This is a genomic window from Metallumcola ferriviriculae (assembly GCF_035573695.1).
Taxonomy (GTDB): domain Bacteria; phylum Bacillota; class JADQBR01; order JADQBR01; family JADQBR01; genus Metallumcola; species Metallumcola ferriviriculae.
This window is the reverse complement of the sequence record NZ_CP121694.1, coordinates 206765-231969: the sequence shown is the minus strand read 5'-3', so window position 1 is coordinate 231969 and position 25205 is coordinate 206765. Positions and strand designations below refer to the sequence as shown.

The 25205-nt window shown below is 43.4% G+C and carries 25 protein-coding genes; 23 read left to right on the top strand and 2 right to left on the bottom strand.

The window, feature by feature from the left end:
• Positions 1–121 precede the first annotated feature (121 nt).
• The 5 genes from MFMK1_RS01230 (at position 122) to MFMK1_RS01210 (ending at position 4030) form a co-directional block, all read left to right on the top strand.
• Positions 122–661, top strand: coding sequence for a hypothetical protein (locus MFMK1_RS01230; protein ID WP_366923368.1), 540 nt, complete (start codon positions 122–124; stop codon positions 659–661).
• A gap of 1 nt (position 662) precedes the next feature.
• Positions 663–1307, top strand: a complete 645-nt coding sequence (locus MFMK1_RS01225; RefSeq protein WP_366923367.1) for a potassium channel family protein — start codon at positions 663–665, stop codon at positions 1305–1307.
• A 411-nt stretch (positions 1308–1718) separates the two neighbouring features.
• Positions 1719–1919: a hypothetical protein gene (locus MFMK1_RS01220; RefSeq protein WP_366923366.1), complete on the top strand. Its 201-nt coding sequence runs from the start codon at positions 1719–1721 to the stop codon at positions 1917–1919.
• A gap of 42 nt (positions 1920–1961) precedes the next feature.
• Positions 1962–3149 (top strand): anaerobic nitric oxide reductase flavorubredoxin, encoded by a 1188-nt coding sequence (locus MFMK1_RS01215; protein WP_366923365.1) that lies wholly within the window; start codon positions 1962–1964, stop codon positions 3147–3149.
• A gap of 407 nt (positions 3150–3556) precedes the next feature.
• On the top strand, positions 3557–4030 hold the full coding sequence (locus MFMK1_RS01210; protein ID WP_366923364.1) for a peptide ABC transporter substrate-binding protein: 474 nt from the start codon (positions 3557–3559) through the stop codon (positions 4028–4030).
• Between the two features lie 80 nt (positions 4031–4110).
• Here the strand turns inward: MFMK1_RS01210 and MFMK1_RS01205 are convergent, their stop codons facing one another.
• Complete coding sequence (locus tag MFMK1_RS01205) at positions 4111–4674, bottom strand: L,D-transpeptidase family protein (RefSeq protein ID WP_366923363.1); 564 nt, start codon at positions 4672–4674, stop codon at positions 4111–4113.
• A 158-nt stretch (positions 4675–4832) separates the two neighbouring features.
• On the opposite strand from MFMK1_RS01205, the gene MFMK1_RS01200 reads away from it, so the two are divergent.
• The 11 genes from MFMK1_RS01200 to MFMK1_RS01150 all read left to right on the top strand — a co-directional run bounded on the left by MFMK1_RS01200 (position 4833) and on the right by MFMK1_RS01150 (position 15457).
• Complete coding sequence (locus MFMK1_RS01200) at positions 4833–6317, top strand: FG-GAP-like repeat-containing protein (protein ID WP_366923362.1); 1485 nt, start codon at positions 4833–4835, stop codon at positions 6315–6317.
• A 266-nt stretch (positions 6318–6583) separates the two neighbouring features.
• A complete protein-coding gene (locus tag MFMK1_RS01195; RefSeq protein WP_366923361.1) occupies positions 6584–7318 on the top strand; it encodes a DUF1385 domain-containing protein in 735 nt (244 codons plus the stop codon).
• 217 nt (positions 7319–7535) lie between these two features.
• Positions 7536–8393: a 4-(cytidine 5'-diphospho)-2-C-methyl-D-erythritol kinase gene (ispE, locus tag MFMK1_RS01190; protein WP_366923360.1), complete on the top strand. Its 858-nt coding sequence runs from the start codon at positions 7536–7538 to the stop codon at positions 8391–8393.
• A 15-nt stretch (positions 8394–8408) separates the two neighbouring features.
• Complete coding sequence (locus MFMK1_RS01185) at positions 8409–9098, top strand: GntR family transcriptional regulator (RefSeq protein WP_366923359.1); 690 nt, start codon at positions 8409–8411, stop codon at positions 9096–9098.
• A 25-nt stretch (positions 9099–9123) separates the two neighbouring features.
• Complete coding sequence (locus tag MFMK1_RS01180; protein WP_366923358.1) at positions 9124–9873, top strand: nucleotidyltransferase family protein; 750 nt, start codon at positions 9124–9126, stop codon at positions 9871–9873.
• 185 nt (positions 9874–10058) lie between these two features.
• The gene (locus MFMK1_RS01175; protein ID WP_366923357.1) at positions 10059–10325 is read left to right on the top strand and encodes a DUF2619 domain-containing protein; all 267 of its coding nucleotides are present in this window, start codon (positions 10059–10061) and stop codon (positions 10323–10325) included.
• Positions 10326–10438: 113 nt separating this feature from the next.
• Positions 10439–11254 (top strand): pur operon repressor, encoded by an 816-nt coding sequence (gene purR / locus MFMK1_RS01170; protein WP_366923356.1) that lies wholly within the window; start codon positions 10439–10441, stop codon positions 11252–11254.
• 31 nt (positions 11255–11285) lie between these two features.
• Complete coding sequence (gene ilvA / locus MFMK1_RS01165) at positions 11286–12512, top strand: threonine ammonia-lyase (protein ID WP_366923355.1); 1227 nt, start codon at positions 11286–11288, stop codon at positions 12510–12512.
• Between the two features lie 150 nt (positions 12513–12662).
• Positions 12663–12923, top strand: coding sequence for a septation regulator SpoVG (gene spoVG / locus MFMK1_RS01160; RefSeq protein ID WP_366923354.1), 261 nt, complete (start codon positions 12663–12665; stop codon positions 12921–12923).
• A 133-nt stretch (positions 12924–13056) separates the two neighbouring features.
• Complete coding sequence (glmU, locus tag MFMK1_RS01155; RefSeq protein WP_366923353.1) at positions 13057–14457, top strand: bifunctional UDP-N-acetylglucosamine diphosphorylase/glucosamine-1-phosphate N-acetyltransferase GlmU; 1401 nt, start codon at positions 13057–13059, stop codon at positions 14455–14457.
• 52 nt (positions 14458–14509) lie between these two features.
• Positions 14510–15457 (top strand): ribose-phosphate pyrophosphokinase, encoded by a 948-nt coding sequence (locus MFMK1_RS01150; RefSeq protein ID WP_366923352.1) that lies wholly within the window; start codon positions 14510–14512, stop codon positions 15455–15457.
• A 20-nt stretch (positions 15458–15477) separates the two neighbouring features.
• Here MFMK1_RS01150 and MFMK1_RS01145 read toward each other — a convergent pair whose 3' ends face one another.
• Positions 15478–16125, bottom strand: coding sequence for a PRC-barrel domain-containing protein (locus tag MFMK1_RS01145; RefSeq protein ID WP_366923351.1), 648 nt, complete (start codon positions 16123–16125; stop codon positions 15478–15480).
• Positions 16126–16297: 172 nt separating this feature from the next.
• On the opposite strand from MFMK1_RS01145, the gene MFMK1_RS01140 reads away from it, so the two are divergent.
• From MFMK1_RS01140 to MFMK1_RS01110, 7 genes are all read left to right on the top strand, one after another.
• A complete protein-coding gene (locus MFMK1_RS01140; protein WP_366923350.1) occupies positions 16298–16930 on the top strand; it encodes a 50S ribosomal protein L25/general stress protein Ctc in 633 nt (210 codons plus the stop codon).
• A gap of 188 nt (positions 16931–17118) precedes the next feature.
• Complete coding sequence (pth, locus tag MFMK1_RS01135; RefSeq protein WP_366923349.1) at positions 17119–17676, top strand: aminoacyl-tRNA hydrolase; 558 nt, start codon at positions 17119–17121, stop codon at positions 17674–17676.
• 18 nt (positions 17677–17694) lie between these two features.
• Complete coding sequence (locus tag MFMK1_RS01130; protein ID WP_366923348.1) at positions 17695–18087, top strand: hypothetical protein; 393 nt, start codon at positions 17695–17697, stop codon at positions 18085–18087.
• Positions 18088–18109: 22 nt separating this feature from the next.
• Positions 18110–21628, top strand: a complete 3519-nt coding sequence (gene mfd / locus MFMK1_RS01125; RefSeq protein WP_366923347.1) for a transcription-repair coupling factor — start codon at positions 18110–18112, stop codon at positions 21626–21628.
• A gap of 53 nt (positions 21629–21681) precedes the next feature.
• On the top strand, positions 21682–22659 hold the full coding sequence (locus MFMK1_RS01120; protein WP_366923346.1) for a peptidylprolyl isomerase: 978 nt from the start codon (positions 21682–21684) through the stop codon (positions 22657–22659).
• Between the two features lie 225 nt (positions 22660–22884).
• Entirely contained in the window at positions 22885–23448 is a 564-nt protein-coding gene (gene spoVT / locus MFMK1_RS01115) for a stage V sporulation protein T (protein ID WP_366923345.1), read from the top strand.
• 171 nt (positions 23449–23619) lie between these two features.
• Positions 23620–25203, top strand: coding sequence for a putative polysaccharide biosynthesis protein (locus MFMK1_RS01110; protein WP_366923344.1), 1584 nt, complete (start codon positions 23620–23622; stop codon positions 25201–25203).
• Positions 25204–25205 lie beyond the last annotated feature (2 nt).

The following is a 25205-nucleotide window of genomic DNA, read 5'->3' as shown; positions in this document are numbered from 1 at the left end:
GCTTGCTCGCGAAGCTTTTTTTATATTTTTTTTACACCTCTTCAACTTTTTTTTACAGCTTATTTATGGTAAATGAATTTACAATTTAATCAAGAGACTGCCCTTATTGGAGGAGATACTTATGGGACCGGGTTTGGGGTTAAATCTTCTAAGACTTCAACTGGTTAACTTGGATAGTCTGAAATACCTATCTCGTAATAATATACATTTTATCGTGTGGAGTAAACTGACAACAACGTTGATTGAGGAGCTATTAGGGCAAGAACATCATTTGCATGTTAAGTTTAGAGAATTACAGTACACGCCCGTCAGCGGGATAGCTGCCAATGTAAACATGAGTAAGTTTAAGGTTGCCTACTTATCAGGGCTTGAAGCTGCAGCCGAAGTAATTAAAGAAGTGGAACATTGCTTGCAGTGTAAGGCTGAATACGAAACTATTGCACATAAAAGTTATGATGGTGATACAATAGAATTTCTGTGGTCAATTATTGCCGATTTAGAAACCACGGCTAATAGCACCCATAACCCAGAATTAATCAAAGCTACTAAAGCAATTATTGAGGATTTGGATGCTGGACAAATGGGAAATGACGTATTTCATAATATATTGGCCGGGCAATTGAACCGACTTTGCTCATCGTTTCTGGGTAAGGGGGATTAGAATGGGTACTTACGCAGTAATAGGATTGGGCAGGTTTGGCGCAAGTGTTGCCCGGACCCTTACAGCATTAGGTCATGAAGTGCTGGGGGTGGATACCTCTCCCAAAAAGGTTCAAGCCTTAGCAGAGATGCTGGCACACGTGGTTATAGCCGATGCCGAAGACGAAGAAACACTGCGGTCATTAGGGATGGGTAACTTTGATGGGGTTGTTGTAGCTATCGGGCAGGACTTAGAGGCTAATATATTGGTAACTGTGATGCTTAGTGAAATGGGAATAAAGAATATAACTGCAAAGGCGCAGACTGAGCTTCACGGGCAGGTACTTGAGAAGGTTGGAGCTTCTAAAATAGTTTACCCAGAAGAGGATATGGGAGTAAAGGTGGCAAAAAGCATATCATCGGAAACCATTTTAGATTTTATTGAACTTTCGCCCAGCCATTCAATTGTTGAATTCATCGCTCCCAAGAAATTTGTGGGGAAAACGTTAGGGAGTTTAAATTTGAGAGCCAAGTATGGTATCAGTGTATTGGCAATAAAAAAAGGAGGAAGAATTATCGTTGCACCGGGCGCCGATGGTCTGGTTACTGCGGGTGATCTATTAGTTGTGGTGGGCGAGAATGATGCGGTGAATCGGTGTTCTGATTAAGTTGTCCCAAGTGTGAATTGTGGGGGCATGTATGCCCATCCTCTTAACTTGCCAAATTGAATCATTTTGCTCATCAAATTAAGCTCTTCTTTCGATATTAGGCCCAGGAGGCATTATAGAGTATTTGTCCAGTTCCCTTTCTAACTCCTTCAATAAAGCTTAAACCTTTCATTTTTCATATTCACCTCCGCAATGTTAGTTTTGGTCTAGAAAAATTTTTATACAGAGAAGGTTCTGTTTATGTCGTTACAATGACACTAAAGAGCAGAAACTAAATCTGGGTGGTTACACATATCGGTAGAGTGATATGTGACTTATAGAGCAAAGGGAAAAGAAAAAAAGAGGTATTTTATTAAAAGATGTCAAAACAATTTTTTAACATCTAATATATTACTTAAGGAGGTTTTTGTGATGAGTGAATTAGGAACTGCAGCATGTGCTAAGTGTGATATGTGTGGAAAGGAAGTTCAGTCCAATATGAGTTGTACTGTAATGCTTAATGACCAGAATGATAAAGAAGAGGCGTGCTGGTGTGTATGTCCTGAATGTGCTGCTAAGTTTAAAAATGAAGTGCAAGATTTCTATAAAGACATTATCGACGAAGAAAAATAAACAATTATTCGAATTTAAAAAAGCGGAGGTGGAGTGATAAAAATGGGATTTAAAATCACTGATAAGATCAACTGGGTTGGGAAAGTGGATTGGGAATTAAGAACTTTTCATGGTGAAGAATACTCAACTCATAAGGGTTCAACATATAATTCATATTTAGTTAGGGACGAAAAAAATGTGCTGATTGACACTGTCTGGGGCCCTTATGCCAAAGAATTTGTTCAAAACCTGAAAAAAGAAATAGATTTGAATAAGATTGATTATATTGTCGCAAACCATGGGGAGACCGACCACAGTGGTGCTTTACCCGAGCTTATGAAGGAAATACCCGATACGCCTATCTACTGTACTCGTAATGCAGTAAAGTCACTCAAGGGGCAATATCACCAGGATTGGAATTTTCAAGTTGTAAAAACCGGCGATAAATTAAACATTGGTTCACAAGATTTGGTTTTTATTGAAGCCCCCATGCTGCACTGGCCGGATTCTATGATGTGTTACATAACAGGTGATGAAGTATTATTTAGTAACGATGCTTTTGGCCAGCATTATGCGGCTGAACCAATGTTTAATGATTTAGTAAATCAGGCCGAGCTAGATTATGAGTGTATTAAATATTATGCAAATATCTTAACACCCTTCAGTAAATTGGTAACCAAAAAAATAAAAGAAGTGCTGGACCTAAAATTACCTATTAATATGATTTGTCCCAGCCATGGGATTATTTGGCGGGACAACCCTACTCAAATTGTAGAAACCTACGCAAAATGGGCTGAAGATTATCAAGAAAATCAAATCACGATTATCTATGATACTATGTGGAACGGCACCCGCAGAATGGCAGAAGCGATTGCAAAAGGAATTGCTGATGCGGACTCAGATGTTAATATCAAAATTTTTAATGTTGCTCGTTCCGATAAAAACGATGTTATTACAGAGGTGTTCAAGTCCAAAGCAGTATTGGCAGGTTCCCCAACTGTTAACAAAGGCATTTTATCAGCTCTGGCCGGAATTTTTGAAGAAATACGCGGACTGGGCTTTAAGAACAAAAAAGCGGCGGCTTTTGGTACCTACGGTTGGAGTGGAGAATCAGTTAAAATGATATCCGAAAGCCTATCAGAATGCGGTTTTGATTTAATCCACGATGGTCTCCGTGAATTATGGTATCCTGATGACGAAAGTTTGGATCGCTGCATGAAGTTTGGCCAGGAGATTACACAGCTATGCTAAAAAGCATCTGATGTCAAGCAATCACAGTATGTTTGCGGGCCAGGTGGTTGTGTTTCATAACCCAAACTTTACTGTAAAGCTTACTTCGGCAATCTTATCAAGCAGTAACTAGGCAAGATGTTGCTAACGTTGTAATTAACTACCTTATATTATTCTAAAGAGAGGTAATTTTTTTAATCACCTCTCTTTAGACTGTAGGGAAAACCGCTTTCAAGCTGCAATGATGGCTTTAAGCGGTTTTTGCGTTGTTAAATAGATTAAATTCCTAAAATGAGTATCAGGATTGAGTATAACTTCCCATCTATGGAAATAACGAAATTACGAGTTTGTGCTTATAGCTTTAAACGATGAAAAAGGAACTAATAGAAGAATTATGCGTCAATCATAAAAAAAGGGGGGTGTAACTTTTGAGAAAAATAATAGCATTAATATTAGTGATGATTATTTCCACAGCGCTTGTTGGGTGTAGTTCAGAAAAAGATATGGGGGAAATATACAGCGTAGGGCTCAACTCCTTCATGCAGCTTGATAAGGGGTTAAACGGTGATATAGAATTCATTGCCATTGATACCGAAACGCTTTTTGATGCTACCCAAGAAGATAAGGAAAAGGTACTTAATTCTTTTAAAAAGCATGGTGTTCCAGTGATGGACGCGTCAATGGATGTTTTAAAAGAAAAGGGATTGTTTGACGAAGAAACATTAAGTCTCAAGGGCCTCCTCTTAAAGGTGGAACAAGTAGACACAACAATTAGCGGCAAAGTAGTTATTGAAGGATCCAAATTCCGTTCGGGAAATGGTGCCATTGGGGTTAAAACAGTATTGGAACAAAAGGAGGGCAAGTGGCAGATCAAGGAAAGCGAAATCAAATGGATAAGCTAAGACTACAAAAAAACGCGACCATTATGGTCGCGTTTCCAACTTTACGCAGCAATCTAACCGGAACAATAATTACTGCTAATTTAAGTATGAAGGGGAATTTTTAATTTTTGCCCAACTTTTATAACATTGGGATTTTTAAAATTGTTTGCATTTATCAGTTCTTCCATATTCAGATTAAAACGTTGTGCAATAGACCAGACGCTGTCCCCACTTTGAACTACATAAGTGTCAGGGCTCTCGCTGATGGGTTTTGCCGGTTGGGTAGGGGGGGTTGCTTGGGGTGGAGGCGTACTGCTGCTTTGCCAATTGGTGATAATTTCCACAGTAGTTCCCACTTTAACTTTTAAAAAGAGTTCTTCTACGTCCTGGTTATACATGCGGATGCATCCGTGGGAAATGGCCTTGCCAATTGTCCACGGATGGGGTGTACCGTGAATTCCGTAAGGTCCGTCAGGAATGTCTAAACCCAGCCAGCGGGTACCCAGGATACCGCCGGGGTGTCTAATTTTTGCGACAATTTGCCAACTTCCGGTTGGCGTCGGAGTAGAAGGTTTACCGATAGCTATGGGGTAAACTTTGGCCGGTTCTTGGTCTTTGTAATAATATAGTTGGCGAAGACCGAGATTGATAACTATTTTTGCCAAAGACAATCACTTCTTTCCCTAAGATTTAATACATGATATGCACTTGCATTTAAGCCGGGACTCTTTTGATAAATTTAGTCTTCATATTATGGGTGTACGTCACTTCTCGGTCCTTGGAGAATATAATGAATTAGCATATTTTTCAGGGGGTAATTTATTTGAGCGGATTACGCTATAATAATGCCTGGTCTGGTTATAAACTGGGCGGAAGAGTGACGGTCGCGGTGGGAGATGTGACCGGTAACGGTTTGACTGATATTATTGGCGGAACCTCCGAGGGACTAGTATTTATCTTCGAATGGAATGGACGTACTTACCGCCGACGAGGGCTTATTAGTATCGGTAGACCAGTGGAGGTAGTCGCCTTAGGGGATACTGACGGGGATGGAATTAATGAGATTATTGTGGGTACTACCGGAGGAGTGCAGGTATGGACGTGGACCGGTGCTTCTTTTCAACAGGTGTTCCGCACTAATGTAGGCAGAATTACCAGTATCGCCGTGGGCGACTTTGACAATGATGGACTTGAAGAAATCGCGGTAACGGCAGGCAGCAGGGTGCTGGTCTATGGTTTTGACGGCGCCGAATATGACCTGGTGGCAGAATTAGATTTCGACAGACGGGTACTGGTAGGAGCTGGCGATCTTAGCGGAAACGGGCGCATAGAACTTGTGGTAGCATTTGTCGGCGGAAGGCAAATAAGTCTTTTTCGATGGACCGGACTGCAGTTTGTTGAGGTGCGTAGTACAAATATTGGCAGGACCATAGCAGGGCCCTTATTTGTTGGAAATGTTATCGATAGTTTTGACGAAGAAATCGTGGTAGGGGTTGATTCCGGCTCGCGGTTTGTGGTTCTGGAACGAACAGCTAATCTCCGCGAACGTTTTGTCAGTAGTTCCCTCGGTTCTCAAATACAAGGATTTGCAGCGGGAGACTGGGATGAAGATGGCGACAACGAACTGATAGTGGGCACGTCCCGCAGGGTATTTATCTTTCAATGGGATAGAACATTTACTGAAATTGCTAGAATTAATGTCGAGGGCACCATCAGCAGCGTTGCTGCAGGCGATGTAAACGACGACGGTCTCTTGGAAATTGTTGTAGGTACTGCACAAGGTAATATTTTTATTCTTAGGCAGCAATTTGAAGCCAGCACCCAATTTCTTATTCAAGAGGAGCTTACAATACCTAATGGTCTTCCCGACGCCATCAAGGTGGCAGAAGCGAGGGTGAGTAAAACAGTAGTTCAAGAGGTTAGAACCATTCCCGGGAAGATAATTGTTAAGGGCTTTTTTGTGGTTTCCGTACTCTATGTTGGAAAACCGGATCGCAAAGTTTTTGAATTTGATGAACGGGTAAATTTTGTTCACTTTATTGAAGCGCCCGGCATTGGGCGGGGTGATTTTGCCGATGTGGATGTGAGGGTAGAATTTATTAATACTCGTTTTGACCCGTCGATGCCTCGTGAGGTAGAGGTGGTAATAGTGGCGGAAATACGTGTATTTGACCATATTGTACGCCAAGGGGAGACCTTAGTAACATTGGCCCAACAGTATAATAGTACGGTGGAGGAAATACAACGAATTAACGGTCTTAGTGGAAATCAGGCTTTTGCCGGACAAAAGTTAAAGTTACCATTTTGACAGACGTGGCTAATGCAAAAAATCACAGATGCAAATAATAATAAAAATATCATATTATAGACTAGGTGGCATCCGCCTAGTCTATTTTGTATAGGAATTATGGGTATGGATAATTCCCGATACCTTTTAAGTGCCGAAAGGCATGAAATGCTTTTGTTCTTTTTTCGGGGTGGATAAATTTATTGCTTACTGCTATTGTCCCATATGCTGGTGAAACCCGGCTAGAATAGATATAATAAGATTAAGTTTGGTTAGGGGTGAGGTTTTTGCAGGTTATTGGTGGATTGGCCTTCGTCAACCAGGTCACATTTTTTTCTAGAAGGTTTCGAGTTACAGCCAGGGCCTCGAAAGACAGGATTCTGGTCTCTTATCATAGGTCATCGGGTAATAGGGCGGGAAAACTTTACGATATCCCGGTTGTTCGCGGCTTGGTCCGAATTTTCACTTTACTGCTGGGCACAAAGGTAACCTGGATTTTATTGGCGGGCTTAGCAGCAGTGGATATCAGTCTCACATTACTATTTGACTTTAACAACCAATTTTTAGGTGTTAGTTGGCCGATATTCGGACTGTTCACTCCGGTTGATTTAATTCTGTTTCCTCTAGTAGTAATTTTTATAAAACACTTCGTGGGCAAGTCGCATGGTGCTGAGCATAAAGTATTTAATACCTGGTTAAAGGGAAAGGAAATCACATTTGAAAATGTAAATAGTGCAAGCAGGGTATCGGCGAGATGTGGGACCAATCTTGTGGTTTTTATCATCCTGCTTAATCTACCACTGGCCCTTTTCCTGCCGGCGTATATTACACCCCTATTGAGCGTGGCATTAGGGTATGAGCTATTTAAAAGTAATAATAAAATCATTCGGGGGATATCCCGGTTTCTTTGTAAAATTGGTGGTGTTCTACAATATCTTTTATTTACCTCAGAGCCAACGGAAAAAGAGCTTAACCTGGCTATAAAAGCATTTAACAAGCTGGTAGAGTTGGAAAGTATTTAATCCTTAGAGTTTATTAATCTTCTGAGATGGATGTGGTTTCCTTTTTGGTATAGTGACTATGTTAATGGGAAAAATATACAGTAGGGAAGGCGAATTTTTAGTTAAAGCCGATAAAAGGGCGAGGAATGCGGTTCAAAATCGAGGTGAGGAAAAAAGGATTTTTACCAACGGGTAACTAATTTAATAGGAAGACAAACTAACGGAAGGTGCAGTTGCCTTGGGTGAAAATCAGATAATAGTTAATGCGTATGCCAAGTTGAATCTTAGTATTGATGTTTTGGGAAAACGGAGTGACGGCTATCATCAGGTATCAATGCTGATGCAGAGTATTTCACTTCATGATGAGGTAAGTATATACCCTAGTAATGGTTTGACCGTGGAATGTAATAATGCGGCGGTGCCTTCAGGACCGGATAATTTGGCCTACAAGGCTGCGGAATTGCTAAAACGGGAAACTAATTACGAAGGTGGCGCCCGCATTGTTATTAATAAAAATATCCCGGTAGCGGCAGGGCTTGCCGGCGGTAGTAGTGACGCTGCTGCGGTGATGTTGGCACTTAATAATTTATGGGGGTTGCGGTTGACTATAGGACGGTTGGGGCATTTGGCGGGACGGTTAGGCTCCGATATCCCGTTTTGTTTATTGGGGGGTACATGCTTGGCCACTGAACGGGGCGAACGTCTGACGCTGCTTCCACCGGCGCCGCATTTTTGGTTAGTGTTGGCCAAACCGGATTTTGGCGTGCCTACGGCCCAGGTTTATGATAATTTCGACCCTCAAAAAGTGCAGAAGAGACCGAATAACCGGGTGGCAGTCAAAGCGATAGAAGCAGGTGACAGAGAATTATTACTACAAGGGATGGAAAATGTGCTGGAAAGTAGTACTTTCAGGTTATACCCTCAAGTAGAGGAAATAAAGGAGTTAATGTACCGGTACGGTGTGGAAAAGGCGATGATGTGCGGCAGCGGGCCGACGGTTTTCGGTATAGCTCGGGGCAAGTCACACGCAAGTGAGATAGTACGAAGATTGCAGGAGAGAAACGGGATATTTGTTCAGGTAGCTGAGACTATTTAGGGGGGAGGACTTCATATGACGAGAGAAAGGTTACTACCCATAAAACTTGAAAACTACCGTCCGTTGCGGGAGATAGTATTTGAAACAATGCGAGAAGCTATTATCAGCGGGCAGCTTCGGCCTAGTGAACGGCTAATGGAAGTACAATTAGCAGAAGAAATGGGAGTAAGCAGGACTCCGGTTCGAGAGGCAATTCGTAAGCTGGAATTGGAAGGCTTTATTGTCATGGTACCTCGTAAAGGAGCTTATGTAGCCGGCATTTCCACTAAAGATATTGCTGATGTTTTTGAAATACGTGCAGCATTAGAATCTTTAGCTGCGGGTATGGCGGCGGATAGAATTACCGAAGAAGAGCAGGAAGAGTTGGAGCGCTTGTTGGTACAGGTTGCCGACTGTGCAGCCAACGGGAATTTGGAAAAGATAATCGAGATAGATACGGAGTTTCATGATTGTTTATATCGGGCCAGTCGGAATGACCGTTTGGTGCAAATAGTTAGTAATTTGCGGGAGCAGATACAGCGTTTTCGTACCACATCGCTGGCATCTCCAGGGCGAATGAAAGATACGCTGCGGGAACATAAGAAGATTGTTGAGGCAATTTCAGAAAGAAATGCTAGTTTGGCAAGAGAATTGGCTCTTGAGCATATTGAAAATGCTGAGAACAGCATTCTAGATGCCATAGAAAAACAGGAAGAGAGCAGATAACCAGTTACGGAGGAGGAACAAGTAAATGGATGCCATTATTTTAGCCGGAAGTACAAATTCCGCTAAACTGCAGGAAGCTAGCGGAGTTGCTGCGGAAGGCATGATAGAAATTCATAACAAACTCATGGTTCAATATGTGTTGGAGGCGCTGTTGGCATCAGAAAACATTAACAGCGTGGTTGTAGTGGGATTGCCGGAAGTACAAGAATATTTTCGGGATTGGCCTGAAGTGGTTCTTGCCCCGGCAGGAAGTACCCCGGTGAAAAGTCTCATTAATGGGCTGAAGCATTCAGACAGCGCCGGCATGGTGTTAGTTGCTACTGATGACATTCCCTTAATAACAACAGAGGCAGTGGACCATTTTGTGGGGCAGTGCCAAGATAGAAAAGCGGATCTTTTTTATCCGATAATTAACCGCGAGGTTCATGAAGCAAGGTATCCGGGGTCGGAACGTACTTATGTTAAATTAAAAGAGGGAACTTTTACCGGGGGCAACATTTTTTTGATAAATCCCAATAAGGTCCCCCAGTGTGCCGCTAAGGTTGAAGATTTTGTGCGCCTTAGAAAAAAGCCATTTGAACTTTGTAAATTAGTGGGGGTGACTTTTCTCATTAAGTTCTTGCTTCGTGCTTTAAGTATTACAGAAGCTGAGAGCAGGGTTTCTTCACTTTTAGGTATTAATGGCTATGCAGTTATTAGTCCCTACCCCGAAGTAGGTCTGGATGTAGACAAACTCAGCGACCTGGAAATGGTCAAAAACTATATGACTGGTTGAAATTAGTACAGAATGGTTGACGCTGGGGATGATGTTGCGCCCTGTATTTTAACCAATTAGGGCAGTCGCTGAATTTAATCAACTGCTATTCGCCTCTTAATTTTAAGAGGTTTTTTATAGTTAAGGAGTTAATTGACTATCCGTTCGGGTATTATATCGCTAGTGAGTAATTTGGGGTGAGAAAAATGGCATTTGACAGAACAGTACTGTTTATGGCTGTATTAAGATTTATTTCTGCACTGTTGATTTTTTCAGCGGCAGTATTGATGTTAAAATACAACTCTATTCCTCAAGCACTGCGATTAAATGCCTTTCTGGGGCTGGTAGGACCGTTGATTATGGTATCCGTCAGTGTACTGGGTATTGCTGATTTGGCTGGAAATATATCTTGGGCAAAAATAGTTATTACCATATCAGGTGTGATACTGGTATTATACGGGACCGCTAAGTAGTTTTTTCCCCATGCAGGGAATTCTAGTTCTGCGTAGAAGTGAATATTATTTTAGTGTTGGCCGAATAATATTCGGAAATTGGCTGTTACTATGGCTGCTAAGGGGGAAAACAAATGAGTAAAAGTCGTAGAAGTGAACGAATGGTGGTAATTACCCGCCTACTGACCCAACGCCCTAGGAATTTATTTTCATTAAATTATTTTTCGGAGAGTTTTTCCGCTGCCAAGTCTACCATTAGTGAGGATTTAACGATTATGCGAGATGCCTGTCACAAATGGGGATTGGGAGAAGTGGTCACTATCCCTGGTGCGGCAGGGGGGGTCAAGTTTGTGCCCAAGCAAAATCGTAGGGAAACCGAAGAATTGATCGAATACCTCCAACAGGAAATCGCTAGAGGAGACAGAATATTGCCCGGCGGATACCTTTATATGGCGGATTTAAGCTACAATCCGCAAATGATCAGTAGAGTAGGACAGTTATTCGCTACAATTTTTTCTGACCTTAAGCCGGATTATATTGTCACTGTGGAAACAAAGGGGATCCCTTTGGCCTTGATGACCGCCAATGCCTTTAATGTACCTCTCGTGATTATTAGGGCTAACAACAAGGTTACCGAAGGGTCGGCGGTAAGTATCAATTACGTTTCTGGGTCCACCCAGCGCATTCAGTCCATGTCTTTGGCCCGACGAGCTATCCCGGCAAATGCTAAAGTGATAATAATAGATGATTTCATGAAGGCAGGGGGAACTGCCAGGGGAATGCATGATCTATTAGCAGAGTTTAATGCCCAGGTTCTGGCCACCGGAGTGATGGTGGCAACCTCGGAACCCCAGGAAAAGTTAGTAGCCAATTATGTATCAATTTTGGACCTTATTTCTGTGGACACGGTTGGCAAGCAAATAGAAGTGGCCCCGGGAAGTTGGTACTAGGTCGTTACCAAAACATAAGGGGGTGATAGCTATGATAAGGAACCATTTGCCTGTATCTGTGGGAGCAATTAAAGATGCGGCCGAGCTCTTATACCCTGTAATCCATATGACGGCTATGGATCATTCCGCTACATTCAGTGAGCTTACCGGTTTGGATGTGTATCTCAAACAAGAAAATTTCCAAAAGACCGGCTCTTTTAAAATCCGTGGTGCATATAATAAAATTCATAATCTTTCTATTAAGGAGAGGCAAAAGGGGGTAATTGCCGCTTCCGCCGGCAATCATGCTCAAGGAGTGGCCTATGCCGCAGCATTGCTAAACACAAAGGCCACCATTATCATGCCGGAAGGAGCGCCCATTACCAAAGCGACTGCTACCAAGGGTTATGGTGCCGAAGTAATTCTCGCTGGGGAGAATTATGATGCCGCCTACGAAAAAGCGATAGAAATCCAAAAGGAGACAGGTGCAACATTTGTACATGCGTTTAATGATGCCCACATTATTGCCGGGCAGGGCACTATTGGAATAGAGATGCTTGATCAGCAGCCAGACCTGGATGCTATCCTTGTGCCTGTGGGTGGTGGTGGACTTATTTCGGGAATTGCTACTGCCGCGAAAGCTAAGAAGACAGGGGTTAAGGTGATCGGTGTAGAAGCAGCCGGGGCTCCATCAATGAAGGCATCATTGAAAGAGGGTAAGGTCAATGTAATAGAAGGTTTCAACACCATTGCTGATGGTATTGCCGTAAAAACACCTGGAGATATCACATTTAAAATAGTTAAAGAATTGGTGGATGATGTTGTGGTTGTTGATGATGAAGAGATCGCCACTGCAGTATTGATGCTTTTAGAGCGCAGTAAAATGGTAGCGGAAGCATCCGGTGCGGTGACTCTGGCTGCCCTGCTGGCAGGGAAGGTTTCTTTACCGGGTATTCAAAAAGCGGCCTGCGTCATCAGCGGCGGTAATATAGATGTTAATATCATTTCACAGATTATTAACCGGGGATTGGTGAAGACTGGGCGCTTGGCCCGGTTCCGTACCATAATACCTGACAGGCCGGGGTCATTACAGCAGCTTTTGTCCATAATAGCCCGAGCAAAAGCTAATATTATTACTGTTAATCACGACCGATTAAAAACCACGGTACCAATTACGGAAACGATGGTAGAGCTTACCATGGAGACTAGAGATTCGCAGCATGTACAAAATATAGCCGATATATTGGACCAAAGCGGTTACCCCACGGAGACTATTTAAGCCATCATCCGGCTTTTTCTGCCTAAGGGGTATATATTTTTTTATTTTTGTACAAAAATATTGTTAAATGGAGCAGGTATTTTATGGTAATATAAAGAATGAATACAATACTTCTACATATAAGCAGCTATTGAAGGGTGGTGAGGGGTAATGGAGATAACAGACATTAGAATTCGAAAAATTTATGATGAGGGACGGATGAAGGCAATAGTATCTGTTACTTTTGACGAATCTTTTGTAATACATGACGTCAAGGTAATAGACGGCCAAAATGGGTTATTTGTGGCAATGCCTAGTAGACGCACGCCTGACGGGGAGTTTAGGGACATTGCGCATCCCATTAACCCGGGTGCCCGGGAACTAATCCAGTCGGCCGTTCTTAAAGCTTACGAAGTAGCTGTTGCCAGTTAGGAGATTAAAGGAGCTAAGTGCTCCTTTATTTTTTTTCCTTCGCAGGAATTATCTTTCTTTAACAAGAATAAATCGTAAGTGTTAAACACTAAATAGTAGTATAGTCAAATGTAACTGGCTGGGAGGTAGAATTGTGAGTGATATAGTTGCAGTGATTTTAGCTGCTGGCAAAGGAACCAGGATGAAATCGCAGGTGGCCAAGGTGTTGCACCCCTTAGCGGGAATACCCATGGCCTTACATGTATTGCGGGCAGTTCAAGATGCAGGGGTAAAACGGCGGATCGTGGTTGTAGGACATCAAGCGAATGATGTCAAGGAGACTCTAGGGGAAGAATTTCTGTATGCATTGCAGGAAAAGCAGTTGGGAACCGGGCATGCGGTTCAGCAGACAGTTGATCTTTGGCCGCAAGAAGAAGGGCCCATGCTGGTGCTTTGTGCGGACACTCCGTTAATAACAGCTGAAACGATAAAAAATGTTGTAGAACAGCATCGTCGAAGCGAAGCGGTGTGCAGTGTTCTTACCGCCCAGGTGCCCGACTCCCATGGCTATGGACGTATTATTCGTGATGACCGGGGCTACGTACAAAAAATTGTTGAAGAACAAGATGCTGACAAGAGGGAAAAAGAAATCGAGGAGATTAATACAGGGTGCTATTGTTTCAGCCGGAATGAATTAGGAGTCGCTTTGAGACGGCTTAAGCCGTCAAATGCTCAAGGGGAGTATTACCTAACTGATGTGGTGGAATTCTTTCAACAGCAACAAATGAAAGTGGCCGCTGTTGAGCTGGACGATTATCGTGAACTACAGGGAATTAATAATCGCAGCCAACTGGCTGAAGCGGAAAAGGTTATGCGGCGAAGAATAAATGAAAGATTGATGCTGAGTGGGGTGACAATGGTTTCCCCTGAAAGCACGTATATAGATGTAGATACCAAAATTGGCGAGGATACACTAATACAGCCCAACACGCGCATTATGGGCGCCAGTGTCATTGCGGGAGGTTGTGAAATTGGGCCGGACACCACTATCCAGGAAAGTATTGTCGGGGGAAACACGACAATTGCGAATTCTGTCGTCAAAAAGAGTCGAATTGGGGTAGACTGTACCATAGGTCCTTTCAGCTATTTGAGACCGGGGACGGAACTTTGCGATGGTGTTAAAATTGGAGATTTTGTAGAAGTGAAGAAATCGGTAATTGGGGATGGAACTAAAATACCCCATCTAACTTATATTGGCGATGCTAATATCGGCAAACGGGTAAATGTAGGCGCCGGCACCATTACTTGCAACTATGATGGGGTTAATAAATGGAAAACAATAATAGAAGATGGTGCATTTATCGGGAGCAGCACAAATTTAGTCGCACCGATAAGGATATCTGCCGATGCAATTATTGGTGCCGGCTCAACAATAACCAAGGATGTACCGGCTAACAGTTTGGCTGTAGCCAGGGGCAGGCAGAAAAATATCGAGGAAAGAGGCAGAAAAACTAATACAATTTCAAAAAAGGAAAAAAATAAAGAGGATATGTAAGAAAAAGCTCGAAAAAAGTTAGTCATGAAATTTTTAATTTGGGAGGATTTCCATGGCCTTTTTCAACCGTAAGTTAAAGATATTTACTGCCAACGCCAATCCAATGTTGGCGCAGGAAATAAGCGAATATCTGGGAGTTCCCCTTGGCGATGCCAAGGTGAAGCGTTTTAGTGATGGTGAAATAAGTGTTGCCAATGATGAGAGTGTCCGGGGAGCAGATGTTTTTGTGGTTCAGCCAACCTGCGCACCGGTAAACGAGAATTTGATGGAACTATTAATAATGATTGATGGTTTACGAAGGGCTTCAGCACGTAGAATTACTGCTGTGACCCCTTATTATGGCTATGCAAGGCAGGAAAGAAAGGCTAGGGCCAGGGATCCGATCTCGGCAAAGCTCGTTGCTAATCTTCTTGTAGCTGCAGGTGTAAGGCGGTTAATGACCATGGATTTTCACGCCAACGCAATCCAGGGTTTTTTCGACATTCCGGTGGACCACCTTCCGGGTGTGCCTATATTGGCCGAGTATTACTCTAATTTGGGCTTGGACAACCTGGTGGTGGTATCACCGGACATTGGTGGAGTAACCCGGGCCAGGGGGCTGGCGGACCGATTGGGGGCTGATATAGCTATCATTGATAAGCGTCGGCCTGCACCTAATGTATCTGAGGTAATGAATATCATCGGCAACGTTGATGGTAAAAATGTGATCATGACAGATGATATTATCGATACAGCGGGAACCATTGCAAGTGGTGCCGCGGCATTGATGGAGCGCGGGGCAAAAAGAATTTATGCATGCTGTACCCACCCGGTGCTATCCGGTCCTGCCATAGAGCGTATTGAAACTTCTGATATTACGGAATTGGTGGTAACTAATACCATTCCTCTGCCGGAAGAAAAACAGATTCCAAAGATAAAAACATTGTCCGTGGCACCGCTGCTGGGTGAAGCCATAATTAGGGTTCATGAAGACTTATCTGTGAGCAAGTTATTTGATTAAAGAGAAAAACTTATTTTTCGTCATTGTTTTACTTCATCGTCAGGTTTATCATCCGCGGTTACTTCTTGAATGGTTTTACCTAAAGAATTCGCCCAGCGTTTGGTGGTTTCCCAGGTTTGACTGCTACTTCCCTGAACTTTTTTGAGAGTCTTTTGAAACTTCGTTGGGGCTGGCTGGAGGTGTCTGGCCGCCTTCGATGTGGTGACAATATTTGTGGTGCCGATAATTCTTAAAAATTGACCCGGGAGCAGCAATCGACCCTTTAGGGCAGTTGCCAGCATAGAGCCGGAAAGCTCCAGTGCTGATATTTGGCCGGTAACGGGGTCAATAAAGGTTCGTTCCACACTGCCGAGAAGCTGGCCGTTTTCAGTTACTACCCGACGCCCTTTGAAGGGCTGCTGTTTTTCCATAATTTCCATTAACTCGGGTAGCTCTTTTGCTTGACGAATGGACTTGCTGCTGACCGTTGTAACTGCATAATCACCAATTCCTTTAATATTTTGAAATTCCAGTAACAGGGTGAGGGTTTGGTTAGAATCTTCTTCCAATACTAAGGCTGCCAGGACTCTTTTGTCCGGGTGGAAAACGATCTTCTTTACAATTCCGATTTGATTGCCGCTGCTGAGGGCAATCACAGGCAGTCCGATAAGCTGTGTACTAGCCAACATGGCGAACACCTCCGTAAGGCATAGTAGGCAGGTTGTCAAAGACATTTTAATTCTAATTTATTCACATCTTGGGGCTAGTATGCTAAAATGGTGTTATACTATAGACAAAGTATAAATTTTTGTCTGCGTGCTTTTTTAAAAAGCAAGAAATAAAAGGAGTGAGGGTAACTTTATGGATGTTGTTATGTTAGATGCTAAAGAGAGGGCGAAGAGTGGTAAGGGCTATGCCCGCCGCCTGAGAGATAAGGGGTTAGTTCCGTCAGTTGTATATGGTAAAGAAATTGACAGTCAAACCTTGGAGATCTCTGCTAAGGAAATGGAAAAGCTTTTAAGTAATTTTGGGGACAATGCGTTGGTAAAGTTAAAAGTTGGTGTTACCGAATTTAACACTTTGATTAGGGAAGTACAGCGTAATCCGGTGCGCGGAGACGTTGTGCATGTTGACTTTATGCAAATCTCCATGAAGGATAAGCTGCAAACTGTGGCCCCGATTCACCTTACGGGGGATGCAGAAGGTGTTAAAGAAGGCGGTATTCTGCAGCATGGTTTAAGGGAACTGGAGGTAGAGTGTTTGCCTACGGATATTCCCGAATATATTAGGGCGGATATTAGTGAGCTAAAAATCGGCGATACCTTAACGGTTGCAGATTTAGATGTTCAGGAAAATGTAGAAATTATATCTGACCCCAATTCAGTGGTTGCTACCATCGTTGCGCCACGAATGGAAGAAGAGGAAGACACTGAAGAAGCGGTTGATGAAGTTGGAGTACAAGGGTCACCTGAAGAAGAAACTGAAGAAGCATAGATTTGTTTAAAACCTTCTCCAGAGAGAAGGTTTTTTCTTACCTCTGTTAAAAGGTATCCTTTTATGACTAAATTGGTGCCGATGGGGACTTCCAAGGTAGAAATTATTTTCTACTGAAAGGTTTGTAACAATGTTTTGGGGGATATTAAAAGATATGAACCTCCCTATAATTGAGAGGAGGAGACTGGGTGAAATTGATAGCAGGGCTTGGAAATCCGGGGGCAAAGTACGAAGCAACCAGGCATAATGCGGGGTTTATGGTGGCGGATTTGGTAGCAGACTACTTAAATGTAGCCATTAATCGTACTCGTTGGCGGAGCTGTTACGGTAAGGGCAGATACCAAGGCCAAGAAGTAATGGTAGTAAAGCCCCAAACATTTATGAATTTGAGCGGAGAAGCAGTGTCGGAGGTTTACCGCTATTTCAAATTATCCTTACAGGATTTGATTGTTGTCTATGATGACTTGGATTTGCCGCTGGGTAAGATACGCATAAGACCTAGTGGTGGGGCAGGTGGTCATAAGGGGTTGGCATCGATTATTCAGCATTTGGGCAGCGAGGATATTGTCAGAGTAAGGGTGGGGGTTGGCCGCTCTGAAAGAGATGATACTGTGGATTATGTCCTCAGCGTTTTTGACGATGAACAATGGGAAGTTATCAAGCCGGCGTTGGGTAATGCCGCTAAGGCAGTGACTGCTTTAATTAGTGAACCGGCGGATATTGTAATGAATGAGTTTAATCCTTAGCTTTAGGAGGAATATTCTTTGATTTTACTTTCTGCCGTTATGGTGGCCTTAATGGTTTGGCTGATTAACCGGCAGATTGTCAATTTATTGGGTAATAAGGCTGTCATTACAGCGATACCATTTATAGAAGAATTATTTAAATCTGCAGCCGCGGTACTTTTAGGAGTACCGTTAGTTGCGTTGCATGGAATCTTTGGTATTATTGAAGGGGTTTATGATATTATAGCGGGGGTGCGGTTCCTTCCTGCGGCAGCAAGTGTACTCAGTCACACCTTTTTTGGCGGGTTAACCAATTATTTATTACACATATTCGGTTTTTGGGGTGCGTGGTTTGTCGCGGGGCTAGTACACGTGGCTTGGAATGTCAGCGTAATGTTTTGGTTTAATAGAAGGCGGAAAAAATTAAGGTAATAATTAAGGTAGGGGATTCTTAATGGATGTTGCGGGGTTGATTGGTTTATTAAAAGATAGTCCGCCGGCAAAGGCACTGACACACGGGCTTCGGACCGGCTTGAAAGATATGCTGGCCTATGGTATTAGCGGCTCGGCAAGGGCCTTATATGCTGCATCTTTGGTTGATAGTGGTTACCAGGTGCTGATAGTTACTGCTAACAGTGAAGAGGCAAAGAAGATTAATGCTGACTTAGAAGCTGTATTTTTACCTGGCAGGACAGCCTATTTCCCTGCTCGAGAAATAATGCCCTACGAAGTTTATGCTCATAGTAATGAACTTCAAAACCAGCGTTTGGCAGTTTTGAAAAGGCTCGCAATAGGGGAATTGGATTGCGTAGTTACTCCGGTTGGTGCACTGTCTGCATCAATTGTACCTGCTGACATATTGTCTAAGGCGATGCTGCACTTTGAGAATGAGCATTCATTGGACCTTAATAGTTTGTCAGAGCAATTAGTGAGCAGAGGTTTTGAAAGAGTTGACAGGGTGGAAAATGCTGCTCAATTTAGTATTCGTGGTGGGATTGTGGATATTTATCCGGTGGATGAGAAGCCGGTAAGGATAGAACTTTTTGGGGAAACGATTGATTCTATTAGATATTTTGATCCTACAACTCAACGGTCGCAGGAAAGGCTAGAGAAAATAGTCATACCTCCCGCACAGGAGTTAATAATTACTGAAGAGAGAAAGAAGTTAGGCAGGCAGGCTATTGAAGCTGAGTTCATTAGTGTTAAACAGAAACTGCTGGCAGGAAAAAAGCATGCCGCAGTGGAGCGGCTAAGTGATAAAGTTCAATCCGCTCTTGATAAACTAGAAGACGGGCGCTGGACAGCGGGTTTGGAACAGTTTCACACTTTCTTTTATCCCGACGCCAGTACCTTAATAGATTATTTTAGACGCTCACCGGTGGTAATTTGGAACGAAATTTCACGCATTGGGGAAGAAGCCAAGCGTCTTAACAAGGAAAGAAATGACACTTATGCACAGCTTCTCATTGACGGGGCCCTGCTGCCCTCCCAAAACAACAATTACCTCAGAATTGAAGAACTATACAGCCAGAACTGCCACTGTCGAATATATATGTCGTTGTTACCTAAGGGATTGCCGGAGGAAATCAAGCCCAGACAGGTGGTAAACTTTGAAATTCATGCGGCCCACTCCTTCTTGGGTAAAATGGATATGCTGGCGGCAGACATAAAACGGTGGTCACAAAAGAAATACCGCATCCTTCTTTTTACTGCGGATCAGGAGCGAGCTAAGCGGCTGCAATCGCATCTTTGGGACATGGGAATAGAATTGGAATTGGCCGACAAGATAAACCTGACGCCGGAGGCGGGAAAAGCAGTTATTTGTTGGCCGGGCTTACAGCAAGGTTTTCAGCTACTCGGAGAGAAATTAATTGTTTTGACAGATGTAGAGCTTTACGGGGTCAAACGGCAAAGCAGGAAGTCATTTAAAAAAGGCAAGAAGACGAACATTTTACATGACTTAAAAGCCGGTGATTACGTAGTTCACGAAAGCCATGGCGTCGGGCGTTATCTCGGTATTGAACAGTTGGAAGTGGGTGGGGCCTTCAAGGATTACTTGCATCTGCAATATGCCGGGGAAGACAAATTATACCTTCCCACAGAACAGTCTTCTTTAATTAAACCTTACGTTGGCGCTGAAGATAAAGTCCCTAAGCTCAATAAGCTCGGTGGCAATGAATGGGCCCGGGTGAAACGCCGGGTGAAACAGTCTGTGGAGGACTTGGCTGGGGAACTGCTGGCACTTTATGCCGCCCGGGAAACTGCAAAGGGATACGCTCTTCCTTCGGACAGCGAATGGCAGAAGGAATTTGAAGAACAGTTCCCTTATGAGGAAACACCTGACCAGCTAATAGCAATTGATGAAGTGAAAGCAGACATGGAACAGCCGAAACCGATGGACCGTTTACTGGTGGGAGATGTGGGTTATGGTAAAACAGAGGTAGCGATGCGTGCTGCGTTTAAAGTGTGTGAAGCAGGTAAGCAGGTAGCAATTTTGGTACCGACAACTGTGTTGGCTCAACAGCATTATCTTAACTTTCAGGAACGGTTTCAGCGTTTTCCGATAAAATTAGCTGTATTAAGCCGCTTCACCAGTAGGGGGGAGCAAAAAAACATTATTGAAGGATTACAACGGGGTGAGGTCGACATTGTCATTGGGACACATCGGCTGCTGTCTGGTGATGTCCGCTTTAAAGATATTGGTCTTTTAATAATCGATGAGGAACAACGTTTCGGTGTGAAGCATAAGGAGCGGTTAAAAGAGTTGAGGCATCAGGTAGACGCACTTACGCTGACCGCCACTCCCATTCCAAGAACGCTGCACATGTCTCTGATCGGTGTGCGGGATATGAGTGTAATTGAGACCGCACCGGAAGAAAGATACCCGGTACAGACTTATGTGGTGGAGCACAGTCCGGAATTGGTACGGGATGCCATTTATCGGGAAATAAACCGGGGCGGACAGGTATTCTATGTCTTTAACCGGGTGCGGGGGCTGCAAAAAAAGGCGGCGGAAATCCAAGAGATGGTACCGGAGGCTTCTGTAGGTGTCGGACATGGACAGCTGCCAGAGCGTGAGCTGGAACAAGTAATGTTGGATTTTATCAATGCCAAGTACGATGTGCTGGTATGTACAACCATTGTGGAGAATGGCTTGGACATACAAAATGCCAATACTTTGCTGGTAGATGAGGCAGACCGCATGGGGTTATCACAGCTTTACCAACTTCGGGGCAGGGTGGGGCGCAGTAATCGTGTTGCTTATGCCTATCTTACATATAGAAAGGATAAAGTGCTGAACGCTGTCGCGGAAAAAAGGTTATCCGCAATCAGGGAATTTACTGAATTGGGTTCAGGATTTAAAATTGCCATGAGAGATTTGGAAATTCGCGGCGCCGGCAACATCTTGGGACCGGAACAACACGGCCATATGCTGGCGGTAGGTTTTGACCTATACTGTCAGCTGTTGGAGGATGCAGTCAAAAACCTGCGTGGGGAAATAGCGCCCGCAGCCGACAAACCGCCGTTGATAGAGTTGAAGGTGAATGCTTATATTTCCAATGAATATATTACCGACTCCGGGGAAAAGATTGAGTTCTATCGGATGCTTACTTTAGTGAACAGCTTGTCAGCAGTTGAAAATGCTGTACAATCAGTAACGGACCGATATGGTAAACCGCCGGCGCCGGTGGGAAATTTGCTTCTACTTGCTAAAATGAGGGTGCTGGGAATACAACTAGGATTGGAAGCCATTAAACAAGTGAGTGAGGAACGGGTAGAACTTCTGTTTAATAGGGGTGTGGATATAGGAGCTGAAAAGCTGATGGAACTGGCTCAGAAGTTTCCGCGGCGTTTAAGTATCTCGGTGGTTCAAGGTCTAAAGTTGCAGGTGCGCAGCAAACGCCTGCAGGATAGGGAATTATTGGTGCTGCTGGAAAGTATCCTCGTGGAGGCTAAAGCCCTTGTAGGCTAGTTTGACTGCTGATATAATGAGACTATATTTTGCTTTAGGAAGGTTGTGAATTTATGCGTAAGAAGAACCTGCTGATTTTTGCCACTGTGCTAGTAACGCTGGTGCTTCTGTTAACAGGGTGCGGGAAACAGGCAAGCGATAAAGATGATGAAGTGGTAGCCAAGGTTAACAGCAATGAAATTTCTAGGACGCAATTGGACACCGAGATACAATGGCTCAAGGCTACAAACGGTTATTATTCAATGGAAGAAGAACAACAAAAAGCTTTTGATGAAGGACTGGAGCAAAAGGCTCTAGAAAACGCAATCATTAAGCAGCTTATTTTTCAGGGTGCTGAAGAAAAGGACGTAGTAGTTAGTGAGGAAGAAGCAGCTACGCAGCTGGAGGAAATGAAGAAGCAGTATAATTCTGAAGATGAGTACAAACAGATGCTAACGAAGGCTAATATTACTGAAGAGGGTTTGAAGCAATACTTCCAGTACCAATCTACGGAACAGGCATTATATGAAGAAGTTACCAAAGATATCAAGGTAAACGAAGGCGACATGCGCAGTTATTTTGAAGAAAATAAAGCTGACTTGATAAAAGTTAAGGTGAGCCATATCTTGGTTAAGGCAGAAGAAGGTAAGGCTACTGAAGAAGAATTGCAGCAGGCTGAAGAGAAGGCAAAGCAGATTATTGGCGAATTGGAAGCAGGAGCAGATTTTGCTGAATTAGCTAAAGAAAAATCTGATGATACCGGCTCTGCCGTTAACGGTGGGTTGATTGACATGTACTTCACTGAAAATGAAACCGGCTTGGTAAGACCATTTGTGGACGGGGCATTTCAACTGGCGCAAGGCGAATTTAGCAAGGAACCGGTAAAGAGTCAGTTCGGCTACCACATTATTAAGGTAGACGAGAAATTGGATTCTTTTGAAGAAATGAAGCCGGTGGTAAATGAAAAGCTGATGACGAATGAAAAAGGCGATGCCTTTACGAAATATTTCGAGGAGCTAAAAGCAGACGCAGAGATTGAGAAACTTCTCTAAAAAGTAAAAACAGCTTTTGTGTACAGTGAAGAGAACCTCGAAATATTATTCGAGGTTCTCTTTTCTATGATAATTTTCTGAGAGTTGTGGGCTTTTTTGTAAAATATTTGCTTTCAGCAGGTTGGAAAATAATGAATAAATAGTAACAGGTAGATATATACTATCTGTACAGGAGACTAAAATAAGTGGCTGTAAAGTTTAAGCAAGAAGGAGGGATAACAGTCGATGAAAGCAACAGGAATTGTACGGCGTATTGATGACCTAGGAAGAGTTGTTATTCCCAAAGAAATCCGTAGGACATTACGAATTCGTGAGGGTGACCCGTTGGAGATATTTGTTGACCGAGATGGTGAAGTTATTTTGAAAAAGTACTCTCCTATCGGGGAACTAGGCGACTTTGCCAAGGAATATGCTGATTCTCTTTACGAGGCGATTGGACATATTGCATGTATAGCAGATCGGGATAACATTATTGCAGTTTCCGGAGCTCCTAAAAAAGAGTTTTTGGATAAACCGGTAGGACCGGCTGTAGAGAAAGTTATGGAAGATAGAAAGTCGGTACTAATCAATAACCCCGGTGAACATGGGCACTGCCGTATTTGTGCTACAGAAGACGAAAACGAACCATGCAAGTATTCAGCCGAAGTGGTGGCACCTATCATTGCCGAAGGTGATCCCATTGGTGCAGTAATTCTTTGTTCAAAGGAACCCAATGTAAAAATGGGTGACATGGAGATGAAACTTGCGGAAACAGCGGCGGGATTCCTGGCTAAACAAATGGAACAATAATCGAATAAAAGTATTTTAAGGCGGCTAAATGCCGCCTTAAAATATGTTTAGGGAAGGAGTAGGAATTTATAAAAAAAAGGTGAAGGAGTCTATTAATACATAACTTTATTAACACCCCGGGGATGTAAAAGATAGGGTGTATAAGCAAAGGTGCTTTGGGGGAGGAGCAATGTGACCGGTAGGGACGGATTTATCCGTGGTGCAGCGATTTTAGCATTGGCGGGTTTTATTTCTAAAAGTATAGGTGCATTTTACCGCATACCCTTCGCTCGCCTGGTAGGCGGTGAAGGTGTAGGGTTATACCAAATGGTTTACCCCATATACACAGTGGTATTGGCTTTATCTACCGCGGGCATTCCCGTTGCGATTAGCGTATTGGTAGCGGAAAAAACGGCGCAGGGAGATTATTACGGCGCCAATAGGATATTTAAGGTGGCCTTAATTCTTTTATCGGTAGCGAGCCTTTTGTTTGCAGCCGCTTTAATGATGGGTGCAGATTTTTTAGCAACAGAGGTTCTAAAAGAGCCTAGAGCACAATTGGCTATAAAGGCAATTGCGCCGGCTATCTTTATCACCGGAGTCATGTCTTCCCTACGGGGTTTTTTCCAAGGTCAGCAGGTTATGCATCCTACAGCCATATCCCAGGTGTTGGAGCAGTCTATTCGGGTGATTACGGTTTTCATAGCAGTCTTTGTATATTCAGGAAATATTACTTTAATTGCTGCAGGTGCTACTTTTGGGGCGGTGACGGGCAGCGCCGTTGGATTGGCCTTTTTGATCTGGTATTTTCTTAGAAAGAGAAATACTGACTTTAAGCGAATAGGGTTTTTACCCCAAGAAAGAAAACGTGTATTGGTCAAGAGAATCATAGTTATAGCGCTGCCGTTGTCTCTAGGAAATCTAATTATGCCTATCATGCAGTTGATAGATGCAGTTGTGGTACCCCAAAGATTAAGGGCCGCCGGTTATGCAGTAAACAGAGCAACGGAATTATTCGGTCAGTTTACGGGGATGGCCGGGACTTTGATTAATTTGCCCACGATCATAACTTTGTCCCTTGCGGTTAGTTTAGTACCTGCCATCGCGGAGGCTTCCTCTCGGGGATACTTAGAGCAAGCAGCCCATCGAGGTAATGCTGCGCTTCGGGTAACAACGGTACTTCTGCTGCCTGCCGCTGCGGGGCTGTGGGCATTGGCTGAACCAATCAGCATATTTTTATTTAGTATCAGTGAGGTAGGAGTACCCCTAAGGTACTTGGCAGGGGGAGTGGTCTTTCTGGGGTTGTATCAGGTAACTGCCGGGGTATTACAGGGAATGAGCAAAACATATATCCCGGTAATTAACCTATTCATTGGTGCAGCAGTGAAGCTTTTATTAAGTTATTGGTTAACTGCCATACCTACTGTAGGTATACGAGGGGCGGCGATGTCAACCGTATTGGGTTTCTTTACCGCGTTTATGCTAAATTATCTAAGCTTAAAGATATTTTTGCCCGGAATGGCAATAAAGCGATATTTGTTTAAACCGATGCTGGCTGTTACAATAATGACGGGTATAGTGGTATTTAGTTATGGGCGCTTTTTATTGTTATGGGGAAATGCTATAGCAGTAATGGGTGTTATTATCATTGCTGTCTTCGCTTACTTAATAATGCTGGCAGGGACCGGTGCTTTGCGGTTGAAAGATGTGGAAGCCCTTCCCTTTGCAGGCAGCAGGATAATTAAAATATTGGTTAGGCTAGGTTTTGTGAGGTGAGA